This window comes from Streptomyces sp. L2 (genome assembly GCF_004124325.1).
Classification (GTDB): domain Bacteria; phylum Actinomycetota; class Actinomycetes; order Streptomycetales; family Streptomycetaceae; genus Streptomyces.
Genome location: NZ_QBDT01000001.1, coordinates 3,403,076 through 3,422,125 on the forward strand (window position 1 = coordinate 3,403,076; position 19,050 = coordinate 3,422,125).

Consider the following 19,050-nt stretch of genomic DNA (forward strand, 5'->3'; position numbering starts at 1 on the left):
CCGTCAGCCGTGGCCGCCCGCGCGGACCAGCCCCGTCTCATACGCCAGGACGACCACCTGGACCCGGTCCCTGAGGCCGAGCTTGGTCAGGATGCGGCCCACGTGGGTCTTCACGGTCGCCTCGGAGAGGACCAGGCGGGCCGCGATCTCGCCGTTGGAGAGGCCCTGGGCGACCAGGATCATGACCTCGCGCTCGCGGTCGGTGAGCCGCTGGAGCTCCTTGTGCTGGGGCTCCTGGGCGGCCGACGGCAGCATCGGTGCGAAGCGGTCCAGCAGGCGCCGGGTGGTGGAGGGCGCCACGACCGCGTCGCCGCTGTGCACGGAGCGGATGGCGGCCAGCAGCTCGCCCGGCGGCACGTCCTTGAGCATGAAGCCGGAAGCGCCCGCCTTCAGCCCGGAGAACGCGTATTCGTCCAGGTCGAAGGTGGTGAGGATCAGCACCTTCGGCGCGTCGGGCTCCGAGCAGATCCGCCGGGTGGTCTCCACCCCGTCCAGCTTGGGCATGCGCACGTCCATCAGGACGACGTCAACGGCGGTGGCGCGCAGCACCTGGAGGGCCTCGACGCCGTCGCCCGCCTCGGCGACGACCTCCATGTCCGGCTGGGCGGCGAGCACCATCCGGAACCCGGTGCGCAGCAGCACCTGGTCGTCGACGAGCATCACGCGGATCGTCATCAAGGCCTCTTCCGTGGGTTGGTGTGCCGGGGGGCGGGGGGCGTACGGCTGCGTCAGTGCGCCGGTTTGAGGGGCAGCAGCACGCTGATGCGGAATCCTCCGCCCTGACGGGGGCCCGCGTCGAGCGTGCCGCCGACCATGCCGACCCGCTCGCGCATGCCGATCAGGCCGTGCCCCTGCCCGTCGGCGCCGCCCTCCTCGTACAGCTCGTGCGGGGCGCCCTTGCCGTCGTCCTCGACGAGCAGGCCGAGCCCGTCGTCGAAGTAGACCAGCCGGACGCTCGCGCCCGCGTTCGGCCCGCCGTGCTTGCGGGTGTTGGTGAGCGCCTCCTGCACGATCCGGTACGCGGTCAGCTCCACGCCGCTGGGCAGCGGACGCGGGGTGCCCTCGATCTTGAAGTCGACGGGCAGCCCGGAGCTGCGGCACTGCTCGACCAGGTCGTCGATCTGGTCGACGTCGGGCTGCGGGACGTACTCGCCGACCTCCTGGTGTTCCCCGGTGCGCAGGACGCCCAGCAGGCGGCGCATCTCGGCGAGGGCCTGGCGGCCGGTGGAGGAGATCGTCTCCAGGGCCTTCTTCGCCTGGTCGGGCGCCGCGTCGAGGACGTAGGCGGCGCCGTCCGCCTGCACCACCATCACGGACACGTTGTGCGCGACGACGTCGTGCAGTTCGCGCGCGATGCGGGCGCGCTCGGCGGCGACGGCCACCTTGGACTGCGCCTCGCGCTCCTTCTCCAGGCGGGCGGCCCGCTCCTCCAGCTGCGCGAAGTAGGCGCGGCGGGTGCGCATGGAGTCGCCGAGCACCCAGGCGAGGGCGAACGGCACGGTCTGGAACACCGCGAGCGCGATCTGCCCGAGGCCGCTGGTGTGCTCGGTCGGCCAGCGCACCTGCGCCAGCGAGGCCGCGAACAGGCTGGTGGCGAGCGCCAGCCGGGAGGCCCAGCGGGCGCCGACCGCGGCGACCGTGTATGTGATCACCAGCATCGCGAAGTCGGCGACGACGGGTTCGACGTCCAGGGCCAGCTGGCCGAGTCCGGCCATGAGCGCCAGCAGCAGCATCGGCTCCGGGAAACGGCGGCGCAGGGCGACGACCACGCACAGGACCAGCGAGACGGTCCAGGCCGCGGCGTACGAGCCATGGTGGTGCGGGGTGCCGTCCAGGTTCACGATGCTCACCCCGGAGAGCCCGACCAGGACGACGGCCCAGAAGCCGTCGACCCACGTCGGGTGTCTGCGGAGGAAGTCATAGAGGCGCTGCACGTAACCCAGAGTAGGGAAACGGGATAGGTGCAGGGGTCAACCGGAGGGCCGATCCGGGTCCGGCGCGCGTACTCCCCAAGGTGGAGGAGGTGATCATCTGTGCGCCTAGTCTGGTGCGGTGACGGATGAGACGGCGCGGGAAGCGGAACGCGCGCCCGCGCGTGGGCGCGCGCGGCCGGGCGGGGACGAGGGCCGCGGGCGGCGCGGGTGGCTCGCGGCGACCGGGGCGGCGCTGTACGGCCCCGGTGGCTTCTACCGGCGGCCCGAGGGACCGGCCGGTCACTTCCGTACATCCGTGCACGCGTCCGCGCTGTTCGCGTCCGCCGTGGCCGGGCTGCTGTGCCGGGTCGACGAGGCGCTGGGCCGGCCCCGGGAGCTGGACTTCGTCGACATGGGGGCCGGCCGCGGCGAACTGGTCACCGGTGTGCTCGCCGCCCTCCCGGCCGAGGTGGCCGCCCGCGCGCGCGGGTACGCCGTCGAGCTCGCCGACCGCCCGGCCGGCCTGGACGAGCGGATCACCTGGCTGCACGAGCCCCCGGCCGGCGTCACGGGGCTGCTGTTCGCGAACGAGTGGCTCGACAACGTGCCCGTGGACGTCGCCGAGGTGGACGCGGCCGGCGTCCCCCGGCTGGTGCTCGTCGCGCCGGACGGCTCCGAGACCCTCGGGGAGCCGGTGACCGGCGCCGGGGCGGAATGGCTGGCCCGCTGGTGGCCGCTGCCGGCCGAGGAGGGGCTGCGCGCGGAGATCGGCCTCCCCCGGGACCTCGCCTGGGCGGACGCCGTACGACGGGTGTCCCGCGGCCTCGCGGTCGCCGTGGACTACGCCCACACCGCCACCGCGCGCCCCCCGTACGGCACCCTCACCGGATTCCGCCAGGGCCGGGAGACCACTCCTGTTCCGGACGGCACCTGCGACATCACGGCCCACGTCGCCCTGGACGCGTGCGCGGCCGCCTGCGGGGACGCTCGCGGCGGCGCGGCGCGGCTCCTCACCCAGCGCGAGGCGCTGCGCCTGCTGGGAGTCTCCGGCGGGCGGCCCCCGCTCGCGCTGGCCTCCACGGACCCCGCGGCCTACGTGCGGGCGCTCGCGCGCGCGGGCGAGGCCGCGGAACTCACCGCGCCGGGCGGTCTCGGGGACTTCGCCTGGCTCGTGCGGTCGGTTGGAATTCCGAACCCACTCGGAGAGGAGCCGGGCGGCCCCTGAGGCACGCCGGAGGGGGCACGGGGGCGGCTGCCTGGTGGGGGGCCTACTTGTCGATGTCCCCCACGACGAAAAACATCGACCCGAGGATCGCCACCATGTCCGCCACCAGCGTCCCCGGCAGCAGTTCGGTCAGTGCCTGGATGTTGTTGTACGACGCCGAGCGCAGCTTCAGCCGGTACGGCGTCTTCTCGCCCTTGCTGACCAGGTAGTAGCCGTTGATGCCGAGCGGGTTCTCGGTCCACGCGTACGTGTGCCCCTCGGGTGCCTTCAGCACCTTCGGCAGCCGCTGGTTGATCGGTCCGGGCGGCAGTTGCGCCACCCGGTCCAGGCAGGCGTCGGCCAGGTCCAGCGCGTTGTGCGTCTGGGCGAGCAGGCACTCGAAGCGGGCCAGGCAGTCGCCCTCGTCCCGGGTGACCACGTCCAGGGTGTCCTGGAGCTCGCCGTAGGCGAGGTACGGCTCGTCACGGCGCAGGTCGAAGTCGACGCCCGAGGCACGCGCGATGGGCCCGCTGACCCCGTAGGCGTGCACGGCCTCCGGGGCGAGGACGCCGACGCCCCGCGTGCGTCCCCGGAAGATCTCGTTGCCGAGCACCAGGTCGTCGTAGACGTCCATCCGGGAGCGCACGGCGGCGACGGCGGCACGCGCGCGTGCGGTCCAGCCGGCCGGCAGGTCCTCCTTGAGGCCGCCGACGCGGTTGAACATGTAGTGCATACGGCCGCCGGAGACCTCCTCCATCACGTTCTGGAGGACCTCGCGCTCCCGGAACGCGTAGAACACCGGCGTGATCCCGCCCAGCTCCAGGGGGTAGGAGCCGAGGAACATCAGGTGGTTGAGCACCCGGTTCAGCTCGGCGAGCAGCGTGCGCGTCCACACCGCCCGCTCGGGGACCTCCATGCCGAGCATCCGCTCCACGGCGAGGACCACACCCAGCTCGTTGGAGAACGCCGACAGCCAGTCGTGACGGTTGGCCAGCATGATGATCTGCCGGTAGTCCCGCGCCTCGAACAGCTTCTCCGCACCCCGGTGCATGTAGCCGATCACCGGTTCCGCGCGCTGGATGCGCTCCCCGTCCAGCACGAGCTTCAGCCGCAGCACACCGTGCGTGGACGGGTGCTGGGGGCCGATGTTGAGCACCATGTCGGTGCTCTCCGCGGCACCGCCGATCCCGACCATGGTCTCCGTCGTAGGAGTCATGGACCCAGTCTCCCCTACGTACGCTGGGCCCATGGAGACGGGGATCCCGGAAGGCACCGGGTCGCTGGAGGAGCAGCCGGTGTGGCGGGGGCTGCCGCCGGGCCTGCTGCGGATGCGCAGGCTGCTGCTGGCGGTGTGGACGGCCGTGGCCGCACTGGCCGCGGGGCTGCTGCCCGGCCTGCTCGCCGGGCCGCCCTGGGCGGTCTGGGCGCTGCTGCCCGTGGCCGTCGCCGGCTGGGGCTGGGTGCTGCTGGGACGCAACTGGCGGTCCTGGCGGTACGCCGAGCGCGCCGACGACCTGCTGATCAGCCGGGGTGTGCTGTGGCGGGAGGAGACGGTGGTGCCGTACGGGCGGATGCAGCTGGTAGAGGTCACCTCCGGTCCGGTCGAGCGGTACTTCGGGCTGGCCGGTGTCCAGCTGCACACCGCGGCCGCCGCGACCGACGCGAAGATCCCCGGTCTGGAACCGGCCGAGGCGGAGCGGCTGCGGGACCGGCTCACCGAGCTGGGCGAGGCCCGGTCGGCGGGCCTGTGACGGCGCCGGGCCCCGGCGGCGACACGGCCGACGACACCGCGGACCAGGAGGCGGTGGCCGAGCGGCGGCTGCACCCGGTCACGCCGTTCCGGCGGGCGTGGGCGCCGGTCGCCGTCCTCGTCGGATGGGCGGCGCACGACCCGAACGGGGCGCAGGCGCAGCTGACCCGGCTGACCACCACCATGCTGCTGACCGGGCTGGCCGTCCTGGTCCCGACCGCCGCCCTCTACGGCTTCCTGTCCTGGTGGTTCACGCACTTCTCGGTCACCGGCACCGAACTGCGCATACGGACCGGGCTGCTGTTCCGGCGCACGGCGCACATCCGGCTGGAGCGGATCCAGGCCGTCGACGTCACGCGTCCCCTCCTCGCGCGCGTGGCGGGCGTCGCCAAGCTGCGGATAGACGTCGTGGGAGCCGACAAGAAGGACGAACTCGCCTTCCTCGGCGAGCGGGAGGCGCGCGCCCTGCGGGCGGAGCTGCTGGCCCGCGCGGCGGGCTTCGCGCCCGACGCGGCGCGGGAGGTCGGCGAGGCGCCGGCCCGTGAACTGCTGCGCGTGCCCCCGCGCGCGCTGGCGCTGTCCGTGCTGCTGACCGGGGCGCCGTGGGCCACGCTGCTGGCCGCGCTCGTCGTGCCGTCGCTGCTGTGGCTCGCCACCCACAACCTGTGGACGGTCCTCGCCACCGGCCTGCCGCTGCTCAGCGCGGCGGGCGCGACCAGCGCGGGACGGTTCGTCGCCGAGTACGACTGGACGGTGGGCGACTCCCCGGACGGGCTGCGCATCGACCACGGGCTGCTGGACCGTACGCACGAGACGGTGCCGCCGGGGCGCGTGCAGACCGTGCGCGTCGTGGAGCCGCTGCTGTGGCGGCGGCTCGGCTGGGTGCGGGTGCAGCTCGACGTGGCCGGGTCCGCGAACTCCGTGCTGGTGCCGGTCGCCCCGCGCGCGGTCGCCGAGTCGGTCGTCGCGCGCGTACTGCCCGGGGTGACCGTACCGGCGTCGCTGTCGCGGCCGCCGCGGCGGGCGGCGGGCTGCCTGCCGGTGTGGTGGCGCGGCCACGGGCTCGCGGTCACCGACACCGTGTTCGCCGCGCGGCACGGACTGCTGCGCCGCCGCCTCTCCCTGGTCCCGCACGCCAAGGTGCAGAGCGTACGGCTCACCCAGGGGCCCTGGAAGCGGCTGTGGCGACTTGCCGACGTTCACGTGGACACGGGGGCCGGCAGGACCGTGACAGCCCGTCTGCGTCCCGCCGGCCGGGCCGCCGCGCTCCTCCTGTCCCAGGCGGATCGCTCCCGCACGGGCCGTAGGACGAGCCGCCCGGACCGCTGGATGACGTGACGGCCGCCGGCCGCGGTGGCTGAGCGGCCTTGTCTTCTGCGGGCGCGTGGTGCCTTTTCGCGCAGTTCCCCACGCCCCTGGGAAAGTGGCTGGCTGGGCGGCGTCGTTGTCGGGTCAGGAGGCTGCGGAGCGTAGGTCCTTGATGTTGATTTGTTCTGTTTCGTCGTGTGCCGTCAGGTCGATGACCTGGCCGATGCCGGGGGCGTCCGTGTCGGCGGGCTTGAACTGCGCCTCGGTCTCCGCCTTGTGCAGCGCGAGGGCCTCTTCACCGACGACGTCCGCCAGGTCCTCGTTCTGCACGGAGTCCAGCGCGGCGGACGCGGTCTCCTTCTGGGTGCCGAAGAAGTCGAACCCGCCCTGGACGGCCGGGCGCCGAGCCGGTGCGGCCGGTACGACGGCGACGGCGGTCGGCACCGTGTAGTGCCCGGCGGGCTGCCGGCCCGCTGGTGCGGGCGACTGCGCCGGAACCGTCGGGACGGCGGCCGCGCGCGCGTGCCCGTCGGCCCGCTCGGACGACGCCTCCGCCTCGCTCTCGCGCCCGGGCTGACGCTCGGCGCCGGCCGGGTCCGTCTCCGTCCCCGTCTCCGTCCCCGTCTCCGGCGCGGAATCCGTCACGGCGTCCACGGTGTCCGGGGCATCGCCGGCTTCCACGGCCTCACCCCGGGCGGCGGGGCCGGCCTCGTCCGGCTCGGCCTCCGCCTCCGGTTCGTCCTCCGCCTTCGCCTCGGACTTCGGTTCCGGCTCCGGCTCGGGGTCCGGCGCGGGCTCCCGCTCGAAGCGGGCCAGCGCCAGCAGTGCCCGCCGGAACAGCTCCGCCCCCTCGGGGGAAAACACCCCCGGCGCCGACGGCGCCCCCTCGGCACCCTGTTCCGGTGCCTCGGTCGCCTCCGGTTCCGCGCTGCGGGCCGGCGGCAGCGCGAGCGCGCCCGACGGCTCGCCCGCCTCGATCTCCAGCAGCCGGCGTCCCTCCAGGGCGCTGGCGCGCTCGGTCTCCGCCGTGGCGTACCGGCGCAGCAGGGACGCGTGCTCGTTGCGCAGCCCGGCCAGTTCGGCCCGCTTCGCGCGCAGCCGCTGCTCCAGCTTCACGCGCAGCTCGCGCGACTCCTCCAGGTCGGTCTCCAGTTCGGCGACCCGTTCCTCGAAGCGCCACTCGTCGCTGGCACGCGCGCGCGTGAGGTCCGCGACCTGCTTGCCCGCGTGGGTGTCCCAGCGGCGCATGACGACCGCGCCGAGGACGGTCGTCGCCGCGGCGGCGGCGGCCAGCGCACGCAGCGCCGTGGCCTGCGAGAAGACCCACGGGCCCAGCGCGCAGACGACGGCGACACCGGCGATCGCCGAGGGAGGCAACAGCCGGTGAAGAGGCGGGGAATGGCGGTGGCGTCCACGTGGCATGGCCAGAAACTTACCGCGCGTAGGCGTTTCGCGGACCCCCGCCCCGCAAAAACTCCCCGCGGCTCAGCGGTCGCTCAGCCGCCCGCTGATCCACTGCAGCGTCGCCGGGAGCTCGCGCCGCCAGGTGTTGAAGTTGTGGCCGCCGCTGTCGAGGATGATCGACGAGATCCGGGTCAGGTGCGTGTCCTGCACGGCCTTGATGAACTTCAGCGTGTCCTTGTAGTTGTGCTCGCCGACCTTGCTGCTGGTGACGAGCAGTGAGGTGTCCGGCGCGGGCTCGTGCTTGAGGAGCCACCACAGGCTGGCGCGGTTCTTCAGCAGCGCGTTCCCCTGGAACAGGTCACCCGTGGTCGGGTCGATCGGCGCGTGGTAGTACGGCGACAGGCCAGCCCCGGCGACGTACACCTTGGGGTGGTGCATGGCGAACTTCAGCGCGCAGTAGCCGCCCGTGGAGTCACCGATGATGCCCCAGCTCCCCGACTGCTTGCCGACCCGGTAGTGGGACTGCACCGCAGTTGGCAGGTCCTTGGCAAAAAACGTTTCCGTTTGCGGGCCGCCCGGGATGTCCACGCACTCGGTGTCCCTCGGCGGCGCGACGGTCGGCCGCAGCATCACCAGGATCATCGGCTGCATGCGCCCGTGCTTCGCCTCCTCCTGCGCCACGCGCGGGTACTGCAGCTTGGTCACCAGCGCCTTGGCCGTACCGGGGTAGCCCGTGAGGACGACCGCCGCGGGGAACGTGCGCTTGCGGTACTGCGGCTGGAAGTACTCCGGGGGGAGGTAGACGTACGCCTGCGAGTTGATGTGGCTCGTGGGGCCGGCGATCTCGACCTTCTGTATCTGGCCGACCGCCTGCGGCAGCGAGCCCTTCACTCCCGTCACCCGGGACGTGGAGTACACCTGGAGGGGGCCGCCGGTACCGCCGTTCGCCAGATGGTCGACCACGATGCCCTGGTCGGTCTCCTGACCGAACAGGTCGGCCCAGCTGGCGTAGAACCCGAAGCTCTGGTTGGCGAAGATGCCGAGCGAGGCGATCAACGCGAACTGCGTGGCCAGCAGCAGCCCGACGCGTCCGCTGACGTTCCGCCAGTTGCGGCGGGCCAGCCGTGGCCACAGCCACACCGTGGCGACGAACAGCAGCGCCGCGAACAAGATCGCCAGCACCAGCACTTTTTTGCTCGTGAGACCCATGGGGGGTTCCTGCCTGCGCTTTCCGACCGTGGCGCGCCCACACATCTTTGGCTGAGCTTGCCCGGTGCTTTCCTTGGCCTTTGACCCGACTTTCCGGCGGGGAGTGAACCTCTCTCCCCGAGACACCGTCCTAGAGGGCGCAATGTCGCCGGATGCCCGATCGGGCCCGGGTTCAAGGTCTCTCGCAGAACTACGGGATGCGATGTCTGTCAGGATAGATGGGGAAATGTCAGGCGGGGTTCCGAGCCGATCAGGCCGGGCGCGGCGCATACTGCGCGGTCCGCGTCCCGAGGCCGTCCCCGTTCTCGTCAGCAGGGCCTGCACCCTCGTCGGCGTCCTGGACATCGCCGCGGGTGTGTTCCCGCGCTTCCGTCACAGCCGTATGCACGCCCTGGCGGAAGTGCTGCCGGGCTCCTTCGGCCCCTTCGCCGCGGCCCTGTCGCTCAGCGCCGGCGTGCTGCTGCTGCTCCTCGCCCACGGCCTCAAACGGCGCAAGCGCCGGGCCTGGCGCGCCGCGGTCGCCCTGCTCCCGGCGGGCGCGGTCGCCGAGTTCGTGTACCGGCACTCGATCGTCGGAGCGCTCATCTCGGTGGCCCTGCTGTTCCCGCTGCTGCGCCACCGCGACGAGTTCACGGCCCTGCCCGATCCGCGCAGCCGGTGGCGCGCGCTCGCCAACTTCGTCCTCATGGGCGCCGGTTCCCTCGCACTCGGCCTGGTCATCGTCAGCGTCCACCCGAACCTCATGGTCGGCGACCCGAGCCTGGCCGATCGGCTGACACACGTCGTCTACGGCCTGTTCGGCTTCGAGGGACCCGTCGACTACAAGGGCAACACCTCCTGGACGGTCGCCTTCTCCCTCGGCGCCCTCGGCTGGCTCACCGCGGTCACCACGATCTACCTCGCCTTCCGCCCCGAACACCCGGCCGCCCGCCTCACCGAGGAGGACGAGTCCCGGCTGCGCGCCCTGCTCGCCAAGCACGGCCGCCGCGACTCCCTCGGCCACTTCGCGCTGCGCCGCGACAAGGCCGTCGTCTTCTCGCCCAGCGGAAAGGCCGCCGTCACCTACCGCGTCGTCTCCGGCGTGATGCTCGCCAGCGGGGACCCGATCGGCGACGTCGAGGCGTGGCCGGGCGCCATCGAACGCTTCATGGACGAGGCCAAGGCCCACTCCTGGACGCCCGCCGTCATGGGCTGCTCCGAGACCGGCGGCGAGGTCTGGACCCGCGAGACCGGCCTGGACGCCCTCGAACTGGGCGACGAGGCGGTGGTCGACGTGGCGGATTTCTCACTCGCCGGACGCGCGATGCGCAACGTACGCCAGATGGTCAAGCGCATCGAGCGAGCCGGCTACGAAACCCGGGTACGGCGCATCCGTGACCTCGGCGAGGCCGAGCTGGAGCGGGTCCGCCTGGCCGCCGAGGACTGGCGCGGCACCGACACCGAGCGCGGCTTCTCCATGGCGCTCGGCCGGATCGGCGACGCCGCCGACGGCGACTGCCTCATCGCCACCGCGCACAAGCAGGACGACGAGCCCGGCGAGTACGGCGACCTCAAGGCCATCCTGCACTTCGTCCCCTGGGGCGAGGACGGGGTCTCCCTGGACCTCATGCGCCGCGACCGCAGCGCCGACCCCGGCATGAACGAACTGCTGATCGTCGCCGCGCTGCAGGCCGCGCCCAAGTTCGGCATCAGCCGGGTCTCGCTGAACTTCGCGATGTTCCGCTCCGCCCTCGCGCGCGGGGAGAAGATCGGCGCCGGACCGGTGCTGCGCGCCTGGCGCGGACTGCTGGTGTTCCTCTCCCGCTGGTTCCAGATCGAGTCGCTGTACAAGTTCAACGCCAAGTTCCAGCCCCGCTGGGAACCCCGCTTCGTCGTCTACCGCGCCTCCGCCGACCTGCCCCGCATCGGCTTCGCCGCCATGCAGGCGGAGGGCTTCGTCACCCTCGCCCTGCCCCTGCCCCGCTTCCTGCGCCGCCGCCGGGCCGCCGCGGAACGCACCTGCACCCACGCGGTGGCGGAACGGGACGTCCGCGCGGCCTGACGGGAAACAGGACGCCCGCGCGGGCTGAGCGGGACGGGTCCGTCCGCGCGGGGCGGACCGAACAGCACGTCCGCACGGCCCGCACGCGCGCGGGCCGCCGAGAACGGGTCCGGGCGGCAGCCCCTCCCCCTCCAGCCGGGGGCCGCCGCCCGGGCCGCACCATGTACGGGCAGTTCCGGCCACCTCCAGGGGCCTACGCTGAACGTATGAACAACCACAGCGGGCGCGGCCGAGTGGCGGGCCTTCCGGCATGGGACCGGTGCGCGGTCATGGGGGTCGTCAACGTGACCCCCGACTCCTTCTCCGACGGCGGCCGCTGGTTCGACACCACCACCGCCGTCAAACACGGCCTCGACCTCGTCGCCGAGGGCGCCGACCTGGTCGACGTCGGCGGCGAGTCCACCCGCCCCGGCGCCACCCGCGTCGACGAGTCCGAGGAACTCAGGCGCGTCGTCCCCGTCGTCCGCGGCCTCGCCGCCGAAGGCGTCGTCGTCTCCGTCGACACCATGCGGGCCTCCGTCGCCGAACAGTCCCTCGCGGCCGGCGCCGCCCTCGTCAACGACGTCAGCGGGGGCCTCGCCGACCCCGCGATGATCCCCGTCGTCGCCGCCGCGGGCGCCCCCTTCGTCGTCATGCACTGGCGCGGCTTCCTCCACGGCGACAAGGTCCACGGCGTCTACGACGACGTCGTCACCGAAGTCCTCGGCGAACTCCACGCGCGCGTGGACGCCGTCCTCGCCGGCGGCATAGCCCCGGACCGAATAGTCGTCGACCCCGGACTCGGCTTCTCCAAGGAGGCCGGACACGACCTCACCCTCCTCGCCCACCTCGACCGCCTGCGCGCCCTCGGCCACCCCCTGCTCGTCGCCGCCTCCCGCAAACGGTTCCTCGGCCGCGTCCTCGCCGGCCCCGAGGGCGCGCCGCCGCCCGCCCGCGAACGCGACGCCGCCACCGCCGCCGTCTCCGCCCTCGCCGCCCAGGCCGGCGCCTGGGCCGTCCGCGTCCACGAGGTACGCGCCACCGCGGACGCGGTTCGCGTCGCCCGCGCCGTGGAAGGGGCACGTACGACACCCGACGCGCCCGGCACCGACCACGGGCGCGGGGCGGAAGGAGCCCGGTGAGCGCACCCCACACCGACGTCGAGAACGTCGAGGCCGCCAACACCGCCTTCTACGAGGCGATGGAACGCGGCGACTTCGAGGAACTGTCCTCGCTCTGGCTCACGCCCGGCGACCTCGGCGTCGACGAGACCTACCACGACCCCGCCGGCACCGGCGTGATCTCCTGCGTGCACCCCGGCTGGCCGGCGCTCACCGGCCGCGGCGAGGTCCTCAGGTCGTACGCGCTGATCATGGCCAACACCGACTACATCCAGTTCTTCCTGACCGACGTGCACGTCTCCGTGACCGGCGACACCGCCGTCGTGACCTGCACCGAGAACATCCTCAGCGGCGGCCCCGCCCCCGCCGAGGGCGCCGAGCTGGGCCCCCTACTCGGCCAGCTCGTCGTCGCCACGAACGTGTTCCGGCGCACCCCGCTCGGCTGGAAGATCTGGTCCCACCACGCCTCCCCCGTGCTCGCCGAGACCGGTGAGGACGACGACGGCGAGGACGGCGACGACGGGAACGGAGGAAGCGGCGGGAACCCGGACGACGAGACCCTCGCCTGAGCCCGCGCCGCACCGGATGCCACCCCCGGCCCCGGCCCCCGGCCCCCGCACGGACCAAGAAGTGGTTGGGATCACGGCCCCCGGGGTAGGTGCGGCTACCAACCCCTGACGCGACGGGGTCCCGCGGGGCAAACACCGGATGAACCCTCGTCGAGCGGACCCGTCCCCACGCCCCCGCGCCCCGGCCGTGTCAGTGCCCGCAGGTAGATTCGTCTTCAGGCCGGTGCACCGCCCGCACGCGGTGCGCACCGGCCCTTCCCGACGATTGCAGGAGTGATTCGCGTGGATCGTGTCGCGCTGCGCGGCCTGAAGGCCCGAGGTCACCACGGTGTGTTCCCCAAGGAACGCGAGGAGGGCCAGACCTTCATCGTGGACCTCGTCCTCGGCCTGGACACCCGCCCGGCCGCCGCCGACGACGACCTGACGAAGACCGCGCACTACGGGATCGTCGCCGAAGAGGTCGTGGCCGCGGTCGAGGGCGAGCCGGTGAACCTCATCGAGACGCTCGCCGAGCGCATCGCCCAGGTCTGCCTGAAGCACGAGGGGGTCCAGGAGGTCGAGGTCTGCGTCCACAAGCCCGACGCGCCGATCACCGTCCCCTTCGACGACGTCACCGTCACGATCACCCGGAGCCGAGTATGACCCGACCGTTCACCTGGGGTCAGAGCGACCCGACCGTCCAGCCGGTGCCCGCCTCCGTCGTCGAACAGGTCGACGCCGCCGACAGCACCCTCAGCAACCCCAAACGCGCCGTGATCTCCCTCGGCTCCAACCTGGGCAACCGCCTGGAGACCCTCCAGGGGGCCGTCGACGCCCTGGAGGACACCCCCGGCGTCCGCGTGAAGGCCGTCTCCCCGGTCTACGAGACCGAGCCCTGGGGCGTCGAGCCCGGCAGCCAGCCCTCCTACTTCAACGCCGTCGTCGTCCTCAAGACCACCCTGCCGCCCTCCTCCCTGCTGGAGCGCGCCCACGCCGTGGAGGAGGCCTTCAACCGCGTCCGCGACGAACGCTGGGGTCCGCGCACCCTCGACGTCGACATCGTCTCCTACGCCGAGATCACCTCCGACGACCCCCGGCTCACCCTCCCCCACCCCCGCGCCCACGAGCGGGCCTTCGTGCTGGCGCCCTGGTACGACGTGGACCCCCAGGCCCAGCTCCCCGGCCGCGGCCCGGTGGCCGACCTGCTGTCCGTGATCACCCGCGACGGCGTCGAGGCCCGCGGCGACCTGGAACTCCGACTGCCCGAGTAGTCGTTAAGGTCGAGACGGACGACCGCAGGGGCCGCGCCGGGGGAGCTGAAGGGACACCGTGAAAGAGCTGCGCATCAGGGTGCTGGTCGGCGTGTTCGTCGTGGCGGGAGTCCTGTCCTGGGCGGCCGCCCGCCTGTGGAACGCGGTCGGCACCCTCCCCAGCGTCCCGCTGGCCGCCCCCATCGTCCTCGCCCTGATCGCGGTGGTCCTGCTGGCCACGGCACTCTCGCTGCGCGCCCGCCTCAAGGCCCAGCGCGAGCGCCGCCCCGGGGCCAAGGGCGTCGACCTCCTGATGGCCGCCCGCGCCGTCGTCTTCGGTCAGGCGAGCGCCCTGGTCGCCGCCCTCGTCGCCGGCATGTACGGCGGCACGGGGGTCTTCCTCCTGGAACTCCTCGACATCCCCGCCCGCGTCGACCAGGCCATCTACGCCGGCCTCTCGGTCGCGGCCGGCATCGGCGTCATAGCGGCAGCCCTGTTCCTGGAACGCGTCTGCAAACTCCCCGAGGACGACGACCAACACCCCCAGGGCGCAGAACCAGCCTCCTGAACCGCGGCTCAGCCGCCGGTCAGCGGGCCATGATGAGGCTCATCGCCTCGTTGCGGGTGGCAGCGTCCCGCAGCTGGCCGCGCACCGCCGAGGTGAGGGTCTTCGCACCCGGCTTGCGGATGCCCCGCATCGACATGCACATGTGCTCGCACTCGATGACGACGATCACGCCCCGCGGGTCGAGTATCTCCATCAGGGAGTCCGCGATCTGCGTGGTGAGACGTTCCTGCACCTGCGGGCGGCGGGCGTAGACGTCGACCAGGCGCGCCAGCTTGGACAACCCGGTGATCTTCCCGGACTCGGACGGGATGTACCCGACGTGCGCGACGCCCCTGAACGGCACGAGATGATGTTCACAGGTGCTATACACCTCGATGTCCTTCACGAGCACCATCTCGTCATGGCCCAGGTCGAACGTCGTCGTCAGGACGTCCTCGGGCTTCTGCCACAGGCCGGCGAAGATCTCCTTGTACGCCCGCGCCACCCGTGCCGGGGTCTCCAGGAGGCCCTCGCGGTCCGGGTTTTCGCCGACCGCGATCAGGAGTTCGCGTACGGCGTTCTCGGCGCGCTTCTCGTCGAACTCGCCGATGGGGCCCTCGCCGTCCAGCGTCACGGGGTCGGTCATCTGGTTCCTCGTTCCTGTGCCTGTCTCGTTCACGGGCGTGCGGGCATGCTGAAATGCCGCGCCCCCCAGGCTAGAACCTGGGGGGCGCGGCATTCATTCCGGTCCGGTCAGCTCTCGGGGCGGTCCTCCGGAGACTGCTCCGTCGCCGGGGCGGGCTCCGCGACCGTGGACTTGGCCGTGCTGATCGCGGCCGTCGCGCCGTTCGCGCCGTTCGTCAGGGCCAGCTCCTTGGGGGAGAGCACCGGCGGACGGGTGGACGGGGTGCGGCGGGAGGAGCCGGTCCAGGCGGGCCGCGCCGGGCGCTTGTGGATGGCGGCGAAGATCTCCGCGATCTCCTCCTTGCCCAGCGTCTCCTTCTCCAGCAGCTGCAGGACGAGGTTGTCGAGCACGTCGCGGTTCTCGACCAGGATCTCCCAGGCCTCGTTGTGCGCGGTCTCGATGAGCTTCTTGACCTCCTCGTCGACCAGCGCGGCGACCTCTTCCGAGTAGTCGCGCTGGTGAGCCATCTCACGGCCGAGGAAGGGCTCGCTGTTGTCGCCGCCGAACTTGATCGCGCCGAGCCGCTCGGTCATGCCGTACTGCGTGACCATCGCGCGGGCCAGGTTGGTGGCCTTCTCGATGTCGTTCGCGGCGCCGGTGGTCGGGTCGTGGAAGACCAGTTCCTCGGCCGCCCGGCCGCCCAGCATGTAGGCGAGCTGGTCGAGCATCTCGTTGCGCGTGGTCGAGTACTTGTCCTCGTCCGGCAGGACCATCGTGTAGCCGAGGGCGCGGCCCCGGGACAGGATGGTGATCTTGTGGACGGGGTCGGAGTTCGGTGAGGCCGCCGCGACCAGGGCGTGACCGCCCTCGTGGTACGCGGTGATCTTCTTCTCCTTGTCGGACATGATCCGGGTCCGCTTCTGCGGGCCCGCGACCACGCGGTCGATCGCCTCGTCCAGCGCCTTGTTGTCGACCAGCTTCTGGTCACCGCGGGCGGTGAGGAGCGCGGCCTCGTTGAGCACGTTGGCCAGGTCGGCGCCGGTCATGCCGGGGGTGCGGCGGGCGACGGCGGCGAGGTCGACGTCCTGGGCGACGGGCTTGCCCTTCTGGTGGACCTTGAGGATCTCCAGACGGCCCTGGAGGTCCGGCGGGTCGACCGCGATCTGCCGGTCGAAGCGGCCGGGGCGAAGCAGTGCCGGGTCGAGGATGTCGGGCCGGTTCGTCGCGGCGATGAGGATCACGCCGCCCTTGACGTCGAAGCCGTCCATCTCGACGAGCAGCTGGTTCAGGGTCTGCTCGCGCTCGTCGTGACCGCCGCCGAGGCCGGCGCCGCGGTGGCGGCCGACCGCGTCGATCTCGTCGACGAAGACGATCGCCGGGGCGTTCGCCTTGGCCTGCTCGAACAGGTCGCGGACCCGGGAGGCGCCGACGCCGACGAACATCTCGACGAAGTCGGAGCCGGAGATCGAGTAGAAGGGGACGCCCGCCTCACCGGCGACGGCGCGCGCGAGCAGGGTCTTGCCGGTGCCGGGGCGGCCGTAGAGGAGCACGCCCTTGGGGATCTTGGCGCCGACGGCCTGGAACTTCGCCGGTTCCTGGAGGAACTCCTTGATCTCCTGGAGTTCCTCGACGGCCTCGTCACAGCCGGCGACGTCGGAGAAGGTCGTCTTGGGGGTGTCCTTGGTGATGAGCTTGGCCTTGGACTTCCCGAAGTTCATGACCCGGGAGCCGCCGCCCTGCATCTGGTTCATCAGGAACAGGAAGACGACCACGATCAGGACGAAGGGCAGCAGGGAGAGCAGGACGCCGAGGAACGGGTTCTGCTTCGACGGCGACACCGTGTAGCCGTCGGGGATCTGCTTGTCCTGGTACTTGGTCTGCAGCTGGCTGGCGATGGTCACGCCCTGGTCGCCGATGTAGCTCGCCTGGATCTTCGAGCTGCCCTCGACCTTCACCCCGTCCTTGAGCGTGACCTTGACGGTCTGCTCGTCACCGGTGGTGAGCTTGGCCGACTCGACCTTGTTGTCGTTGATCGCCGCCACGACTTGGCCGGTGTCCACCGTCTTGTAGCCGCCGGACGAGCCGACGACCTGCATCAACACGACCACGGCAAGGACGGCCAGCACGATCCACATGACCGGCCCACGGAAGTATCGCTTCACGTCCATCCATACGGAGCGGTGTCGCCCCGTCCCTCCTGCCATAGTGAGTTTGATAAGACAGTTCTTCTGACGGTACCCCAGCAATGTTGCCCGAAGCCGCACGAAGCCGCTTCGACGGCTGGGAATCCCGTCTCTGCATGCTCCAACGCGGTGGAACCCGCTGGGGTTCCCGATCGTCCTACCGGTCTTGGGCCGACTGGCTCAGCGGTTCAGCCGCCCGTGGCCCGGTGCACGGGTTCAGCCGCCGTAGACGTGGGGCGCGAGCGTACCGACGAACGGGAGGTTGCGGTACTTCTCGGCGTAGTCGAGGCCGTAGCCGACGACGAACTCGTTCGGGATGTCGAAGCCGACCCACTCCACCTCGATGGCGACCTTGGCGGCGTCCGGCTTGCGCAGGAGCGTGCACACCTTGAGGGAGGCGGGCTCGCGGGAGCCGAGGTTGTTGATCAGCCAGGAGAGGGTCAGGCCGGAGTCGATGATGTCCTCGACGATCAGGACGTGCCGGCCCTTGATGTCGGTGTCGAGGTCCTTGAGGATCCGGACGACACCGGAGGACTGGGTGCCCGCGCCGTAGGAGGACACGGCCATCCAGTCCATGGTGACGGGGGTGGACAGGGCCCGGGCCAGGTCGGCCATGACCATGACGGCGCCCTTGAGCACGCCGACGATGAGCAGGTCCTTGCCCGCGTACTCCGCGTCGATCTTCGCGGCCAGCTCGGCCAGCTTCGCGTCGATCTCTTCTTTGGTGATGAGTACCTGCTGGAGGTCGGCACCCATGTCGTTCGCGTCCACCCGCATCACTTTCGGTCGTCCACCGGCTGCCCCGGCCACGGGGGCCGGGATTCAGCTCTGCCGAATCACCAGTCTGCCACCCTGCCGCTGAGCCACGACTTTGCCCGGCAGGTTGATGGCTCCCTGGCCGCGCCAGCCGGTGATCAGCCGGTCGACTTCTTCGATGTGGCGGGCGAAGAGCGAACCGGCCGGGGCGCCGGCCTCGATGGCGGCGCGGCGCAGGACGCGGCGGCGGACGGCGGGCGGCAGTTCGTGCAGCTTGGCGCACTCCAGCAGCCCGGCCGAGTCCCGTACGGCGGCGGCGGCCTGGCGGGCCCAGGTGTCGAGGGCGTCGGCGTCGTCGCGGGAGAGCTGGGCGGTGCGGGCGAGGGCTTCGACGACGCCCTTGCCGAGGGCCTTCTCCAGGGCGGGCAGGCCCTCGTGGCGGAGCCGCGAGCGGGTGTAGGCCGGGTCGGCGTTGTGCGGGTCGTCCCAGACGGGGAGGGACTGGGCCATGCAGGCCGTGCGGGCGGTCTGCCGGTCGAGGTGCAGGAAGGGGCGCCGGTAGCGGCCGCCGGCCCCCGAGACCGCGGCCATGCCGGACAGGGAGCGGATGCCGGAGCCGCGGGCGAGGCCCAGCAGGACGGTTTCGGCCTGGTCGTCCCGGGTGTGGCCGAGGAGGATCGCGGCGGCGCCGTGGCGTTCGGCGGCGGCGTCGAGGGCGGCGTAGCGGGCGTCGCGGGCGGCTGCTTCGGGTCCGCCGTCGCGGCCGACCGTGACGGCGACGGACTCGACGGGGTCGAGGCCGAGGTCGCGCAGCCGCTGGGCGACCTCGCCCGCGCGGAGGTCGGAGCCGGCCTGGAGGCCGTGGTCGACGGTGACGCCGCCGGCGCGGATGCCGAGTTTGGGGGCTTCGAAGGCGAGGGCGGAGGCGAGGGCCATGGAGTCGGCGCCGCCGGAGCACGCGACGAGGACGAGCGGGGAGGGGGGCCGCTCGGCCGTGGTGCGGGGATGCTCGCCGGGGGTGTGCTGGTGGTCGGTGAGGAGGTCGTTGAGGGCGCGGCGGACCGCCAGGCGTATCGCCGCGACCGCAGGATGGGGACCCATGTCCGGTTCCCTTCATGAAGTTTTCGGGGGTGAGCCCGAGATTCGGTCACTCAGAGTGTGTAGATGGTGACAGAAGCGGGGCGTTCCCCGAGCATTGCACGCCTACTCATG

General features: G+C 72.2%; 18 protein-coding genes. 9 read left to right on the plus strand and 9 right to left on the minus strand.

The window, feature by feature from the left end:
- Positions 1–3 precede the first annotated feature (3 nt).
- The gene (locus DBP14_RS14730) at positions 4–675 is read right to left on the minus strand and encodes a response regulator transcription factor (RefSeq protein ID WP_129307664.1); all 672 of its coding nucleotides are present in this window, start codon (positions 673–675) and stop codon (positions 4–6) included.
- Between the two features lie 53 nt (positions 676–728).
- Positions 729–1,934, minus strand: coding sequence for a sensor histidine kinase (locus tag DBP14_RS14735; protein WP_129307665.1), 1,206 nt, complete (start codon positions 1,932–1,934; stop codon positions 729–731).
- A gap of 232 nt (positions 1,935–2,166) precedes the next feature.
- Between DBP14_RS14735 and DBP14_RS14740 the strand changes: the two genes are divergently transcribed.
- A complete protein-coding gene (locus DBP14_RS14740; RefSeq protein WP_241741235.1) occupies positions 2,167–3,138 on the plus strand; it encodes an SAM-dependent methyltransferase in 972 nt (323 codons plus the stop codon).
- A gap of 43 nt (positions 3,139–3,181) precedes the next feature.
- On the opposite strand, the gene DBP14_RS14745 is transcribed toward DBP14_RS14740, so the two are convergent.
- Positions 3,182–4,333 carry an NADH-quinone oxidoreductase subunit D gene (locus DBP14_RS14745; protein ID WP_129307667.1) on the minus strand — a complete coding sequence of 384 codons (1,152 nt, stop codon included), beginning with the start codon at positions 4,331–4,333 and terminating at the stop codon, positions 3,182–3,184.
- 31 nt (positions 4,334–4,364) lie between these two features.
- Between DBP14_RS14745 and DBP14_RS14750 the strand changes: the two genes are divergently transcribed.
- Positions 4,365–4,868, plus strand: a complete 504-nt coding sequence (locus DBP14_RS14750) for a PH domain-containing protein (protein ID WP_129307668.1) — start codon at positions 4,365–4,367, stop codon at positions 4,866–4,868.
- The gene (locus tag DBP14_RS14755; protein WP_129307669.1) at positions 4,865–6,205 is read left to right on the plus strand and encodes a PH domain-containing protein; all 1,341 of its coding nucleotides are present in this window, start codon (positions 4,865–4,867) and stop codon (positions 6,203–6,205) included. The genes DBP14_RS14750 and DBP14_RS14755 overlap by 4 nt, the downstream gene beginning before the upstream one ends.
- Positions 6,206–6,319: 114 nt before the next feature.
- Here the strand turns inward: DBP14_RS14755 and DBP14_RS14760 are convergent, their stop codons facing one another.
- Both DBP14_RS14760 and DBP14_RS14765 read right to left on the minus strand, forming a co-directional pair.
- Positions 6,320–7,597, minus strand: coding sequence for a hypothetical protein (locus DBP14_RS14760; protein WP_206739270.1), 1,278 nt, complete (start codon positions 7,595–7,597; stop codon positions 6,320–6,322).
- A 63-nt stretch (positions 7,598–7,660) separates the two neighbouring features.
- Positions 7,661–8,788 (minus strand): alpha/beta hydrolase-fold protein, encoded by a 1,128-nt coding sequence (locus DBP14_RS14765; RefSeq protein WP_129307670.1) that lies wholly within the window; start codon positions 8,786–8,788, stop codon positions 7,661–7,663.
- A 226-nt stretch (positions 8,789–9,014) separates the two neighbouring features.
- On the opposite strand from DBP14_RS14765, the gene DBP14_RS14770 reads away from it, so the two are divergent.
- The 6 genes from DBP14_RS14770 to DBP14_RS14795 all read left to right on the plus strand — a co-directional run bounded on the left by DBP14_RS14770 (position 9,015) and on the right by DBP14_RS14795 (position 14,295).
- The gene (locus DBP14_RS14770) at positions 9,015–10,829 is read left to right on the plus strand and encodes a phosphatidylglycerol lysyltransferase domain-containing protein (protein WP_129307671.1); all 1,815 of its coding nucleotides are present in this window, start codon (positions 9,015–9,017) and stop codon (positions 10,827–10,829) included.
- Between the two features lie 206 nt (positions 10,830–11,035).
- Positions 11,036–11,950, plus strand: coding sequence for a dihydropteroate synthase (folP, locus tag DBP14_RS14775; RefSeq protein WP_129307672.1), 915 nt, complete (start codon positions 11,036–11,038; stop codon positions 11,948–11,950).
- Complete coding sequence (locus tag DBP14_RS14780; protein ID WP_129307673.1) at positions 11,947–12,498, plus strand: nuclear transport factor 2 family protein; 552 nt, start codon at positions 11,947–11,949, stop codon at positions 12,496–12,498. The genes folP and DBP14_RS14780 overlap by 4 nt, the downstream gene beginning before the upstream one ends.
- A 282-nt stretch (positions 12,499–12,780) precedes the next feature.
- On the plus strand, positions 12,781–13,140 hold the full coding sequence (gene folB, locus DBP14_RS14785; RefSeq protein WP_129307674.1) for a dihydroneopterin aldolase: 360 nt from the start codon (positions 12,781–12,783) through the stop codon (positions 13,138–13,140).
- Positions 13,137–13,748, plus strand: coding sequence for a 2-amino-4-hydroxy-6-hydroxymethyldihydropteridine diphosphokinase (gene folK / locus DBP14_RS14790; RefSeq protein WP_129307675.1), 612 nt, complete (start codon positions 13,137–13,139; stop codon positions 13,746–13,748). Before folB ends, folK begins: the two co-directional genes overlap by 4 nt.
- Before the next feature lie 58 nt (positions 13,749–13,806).
- The gene (locus DBP14_RS14795; protein ID WP_129307676.1) at positions 13,807–14,295 is read left to right on the plus strand and encodes a DUF3180 domain-containing protein; all 489 of its coding nucleotides are present in this window, start codon (positions 13,807–13,809) and stop codon (positions 14,293–14,295) included.
- A 19-nt stretch (positions 14,296–14,314) separates the two neighbouring features.
- On the opposite strand, the gene folE is transcribed toward DBP14_RS14795, so the two are convergent.
- From folE to tilS, 4 genes are all read right to left on the minus strand, one after another.
- On the minus strand, positions 14,315–14,920 hold the full coding sequence (folE, locus tag DBP14_RS14800) for a GTP cyclohydrolase I FolE (RefSeq protein WP_129307677.1): 606 nt from the start codon (positions 14,918–14,920) through the stop codon (positions 14,315–14,317).
- A gap of 107 nt (positions 14,921–15,027) precedes the next feature.
- Positions 15,028–17,067, minus strand: a complete 2,040-nt coding sequence (ftsH, locus tag DBP14_RS14805; RefSeq protein WP_129307678.1) for an ATP-dependent zinc metalloprotease FtsH — start codon at positions 17,065–17,067, stop codon at positions 15,028–15,030.
- A gap of 231 nt (positions 17,068–17,298) precedes the next feature.
- On the minus strand, positions 17,299–17,859 hold the full coding sequence (gene hpt, locus DBP14_RS14810) for a hypoxanthine phosphoribosyltransferase (protein WP_129307679.1): 561 nt from the start codon (positions 17,857–17,859) through the stop codon (positions 17,299–17,301).
- A gap of 45 nt (positions 17,860–17,904) precedes the next feature.
- Positions 17,905–18,939 (minus strand): tRNA lysidine(34) synthetase TilS, encoded by a 1,035-nt coding sequence (tilS, locus tag DBP14_RS14815; RefSeq protein WP_129307680.1) that lies wholly within the window; start codon positions 18,937–18,939, stop codon positions 17,905–17,907.
- Between the last annotated feature and the right edge of the window lie 111 nt (positions 18,940–19,050).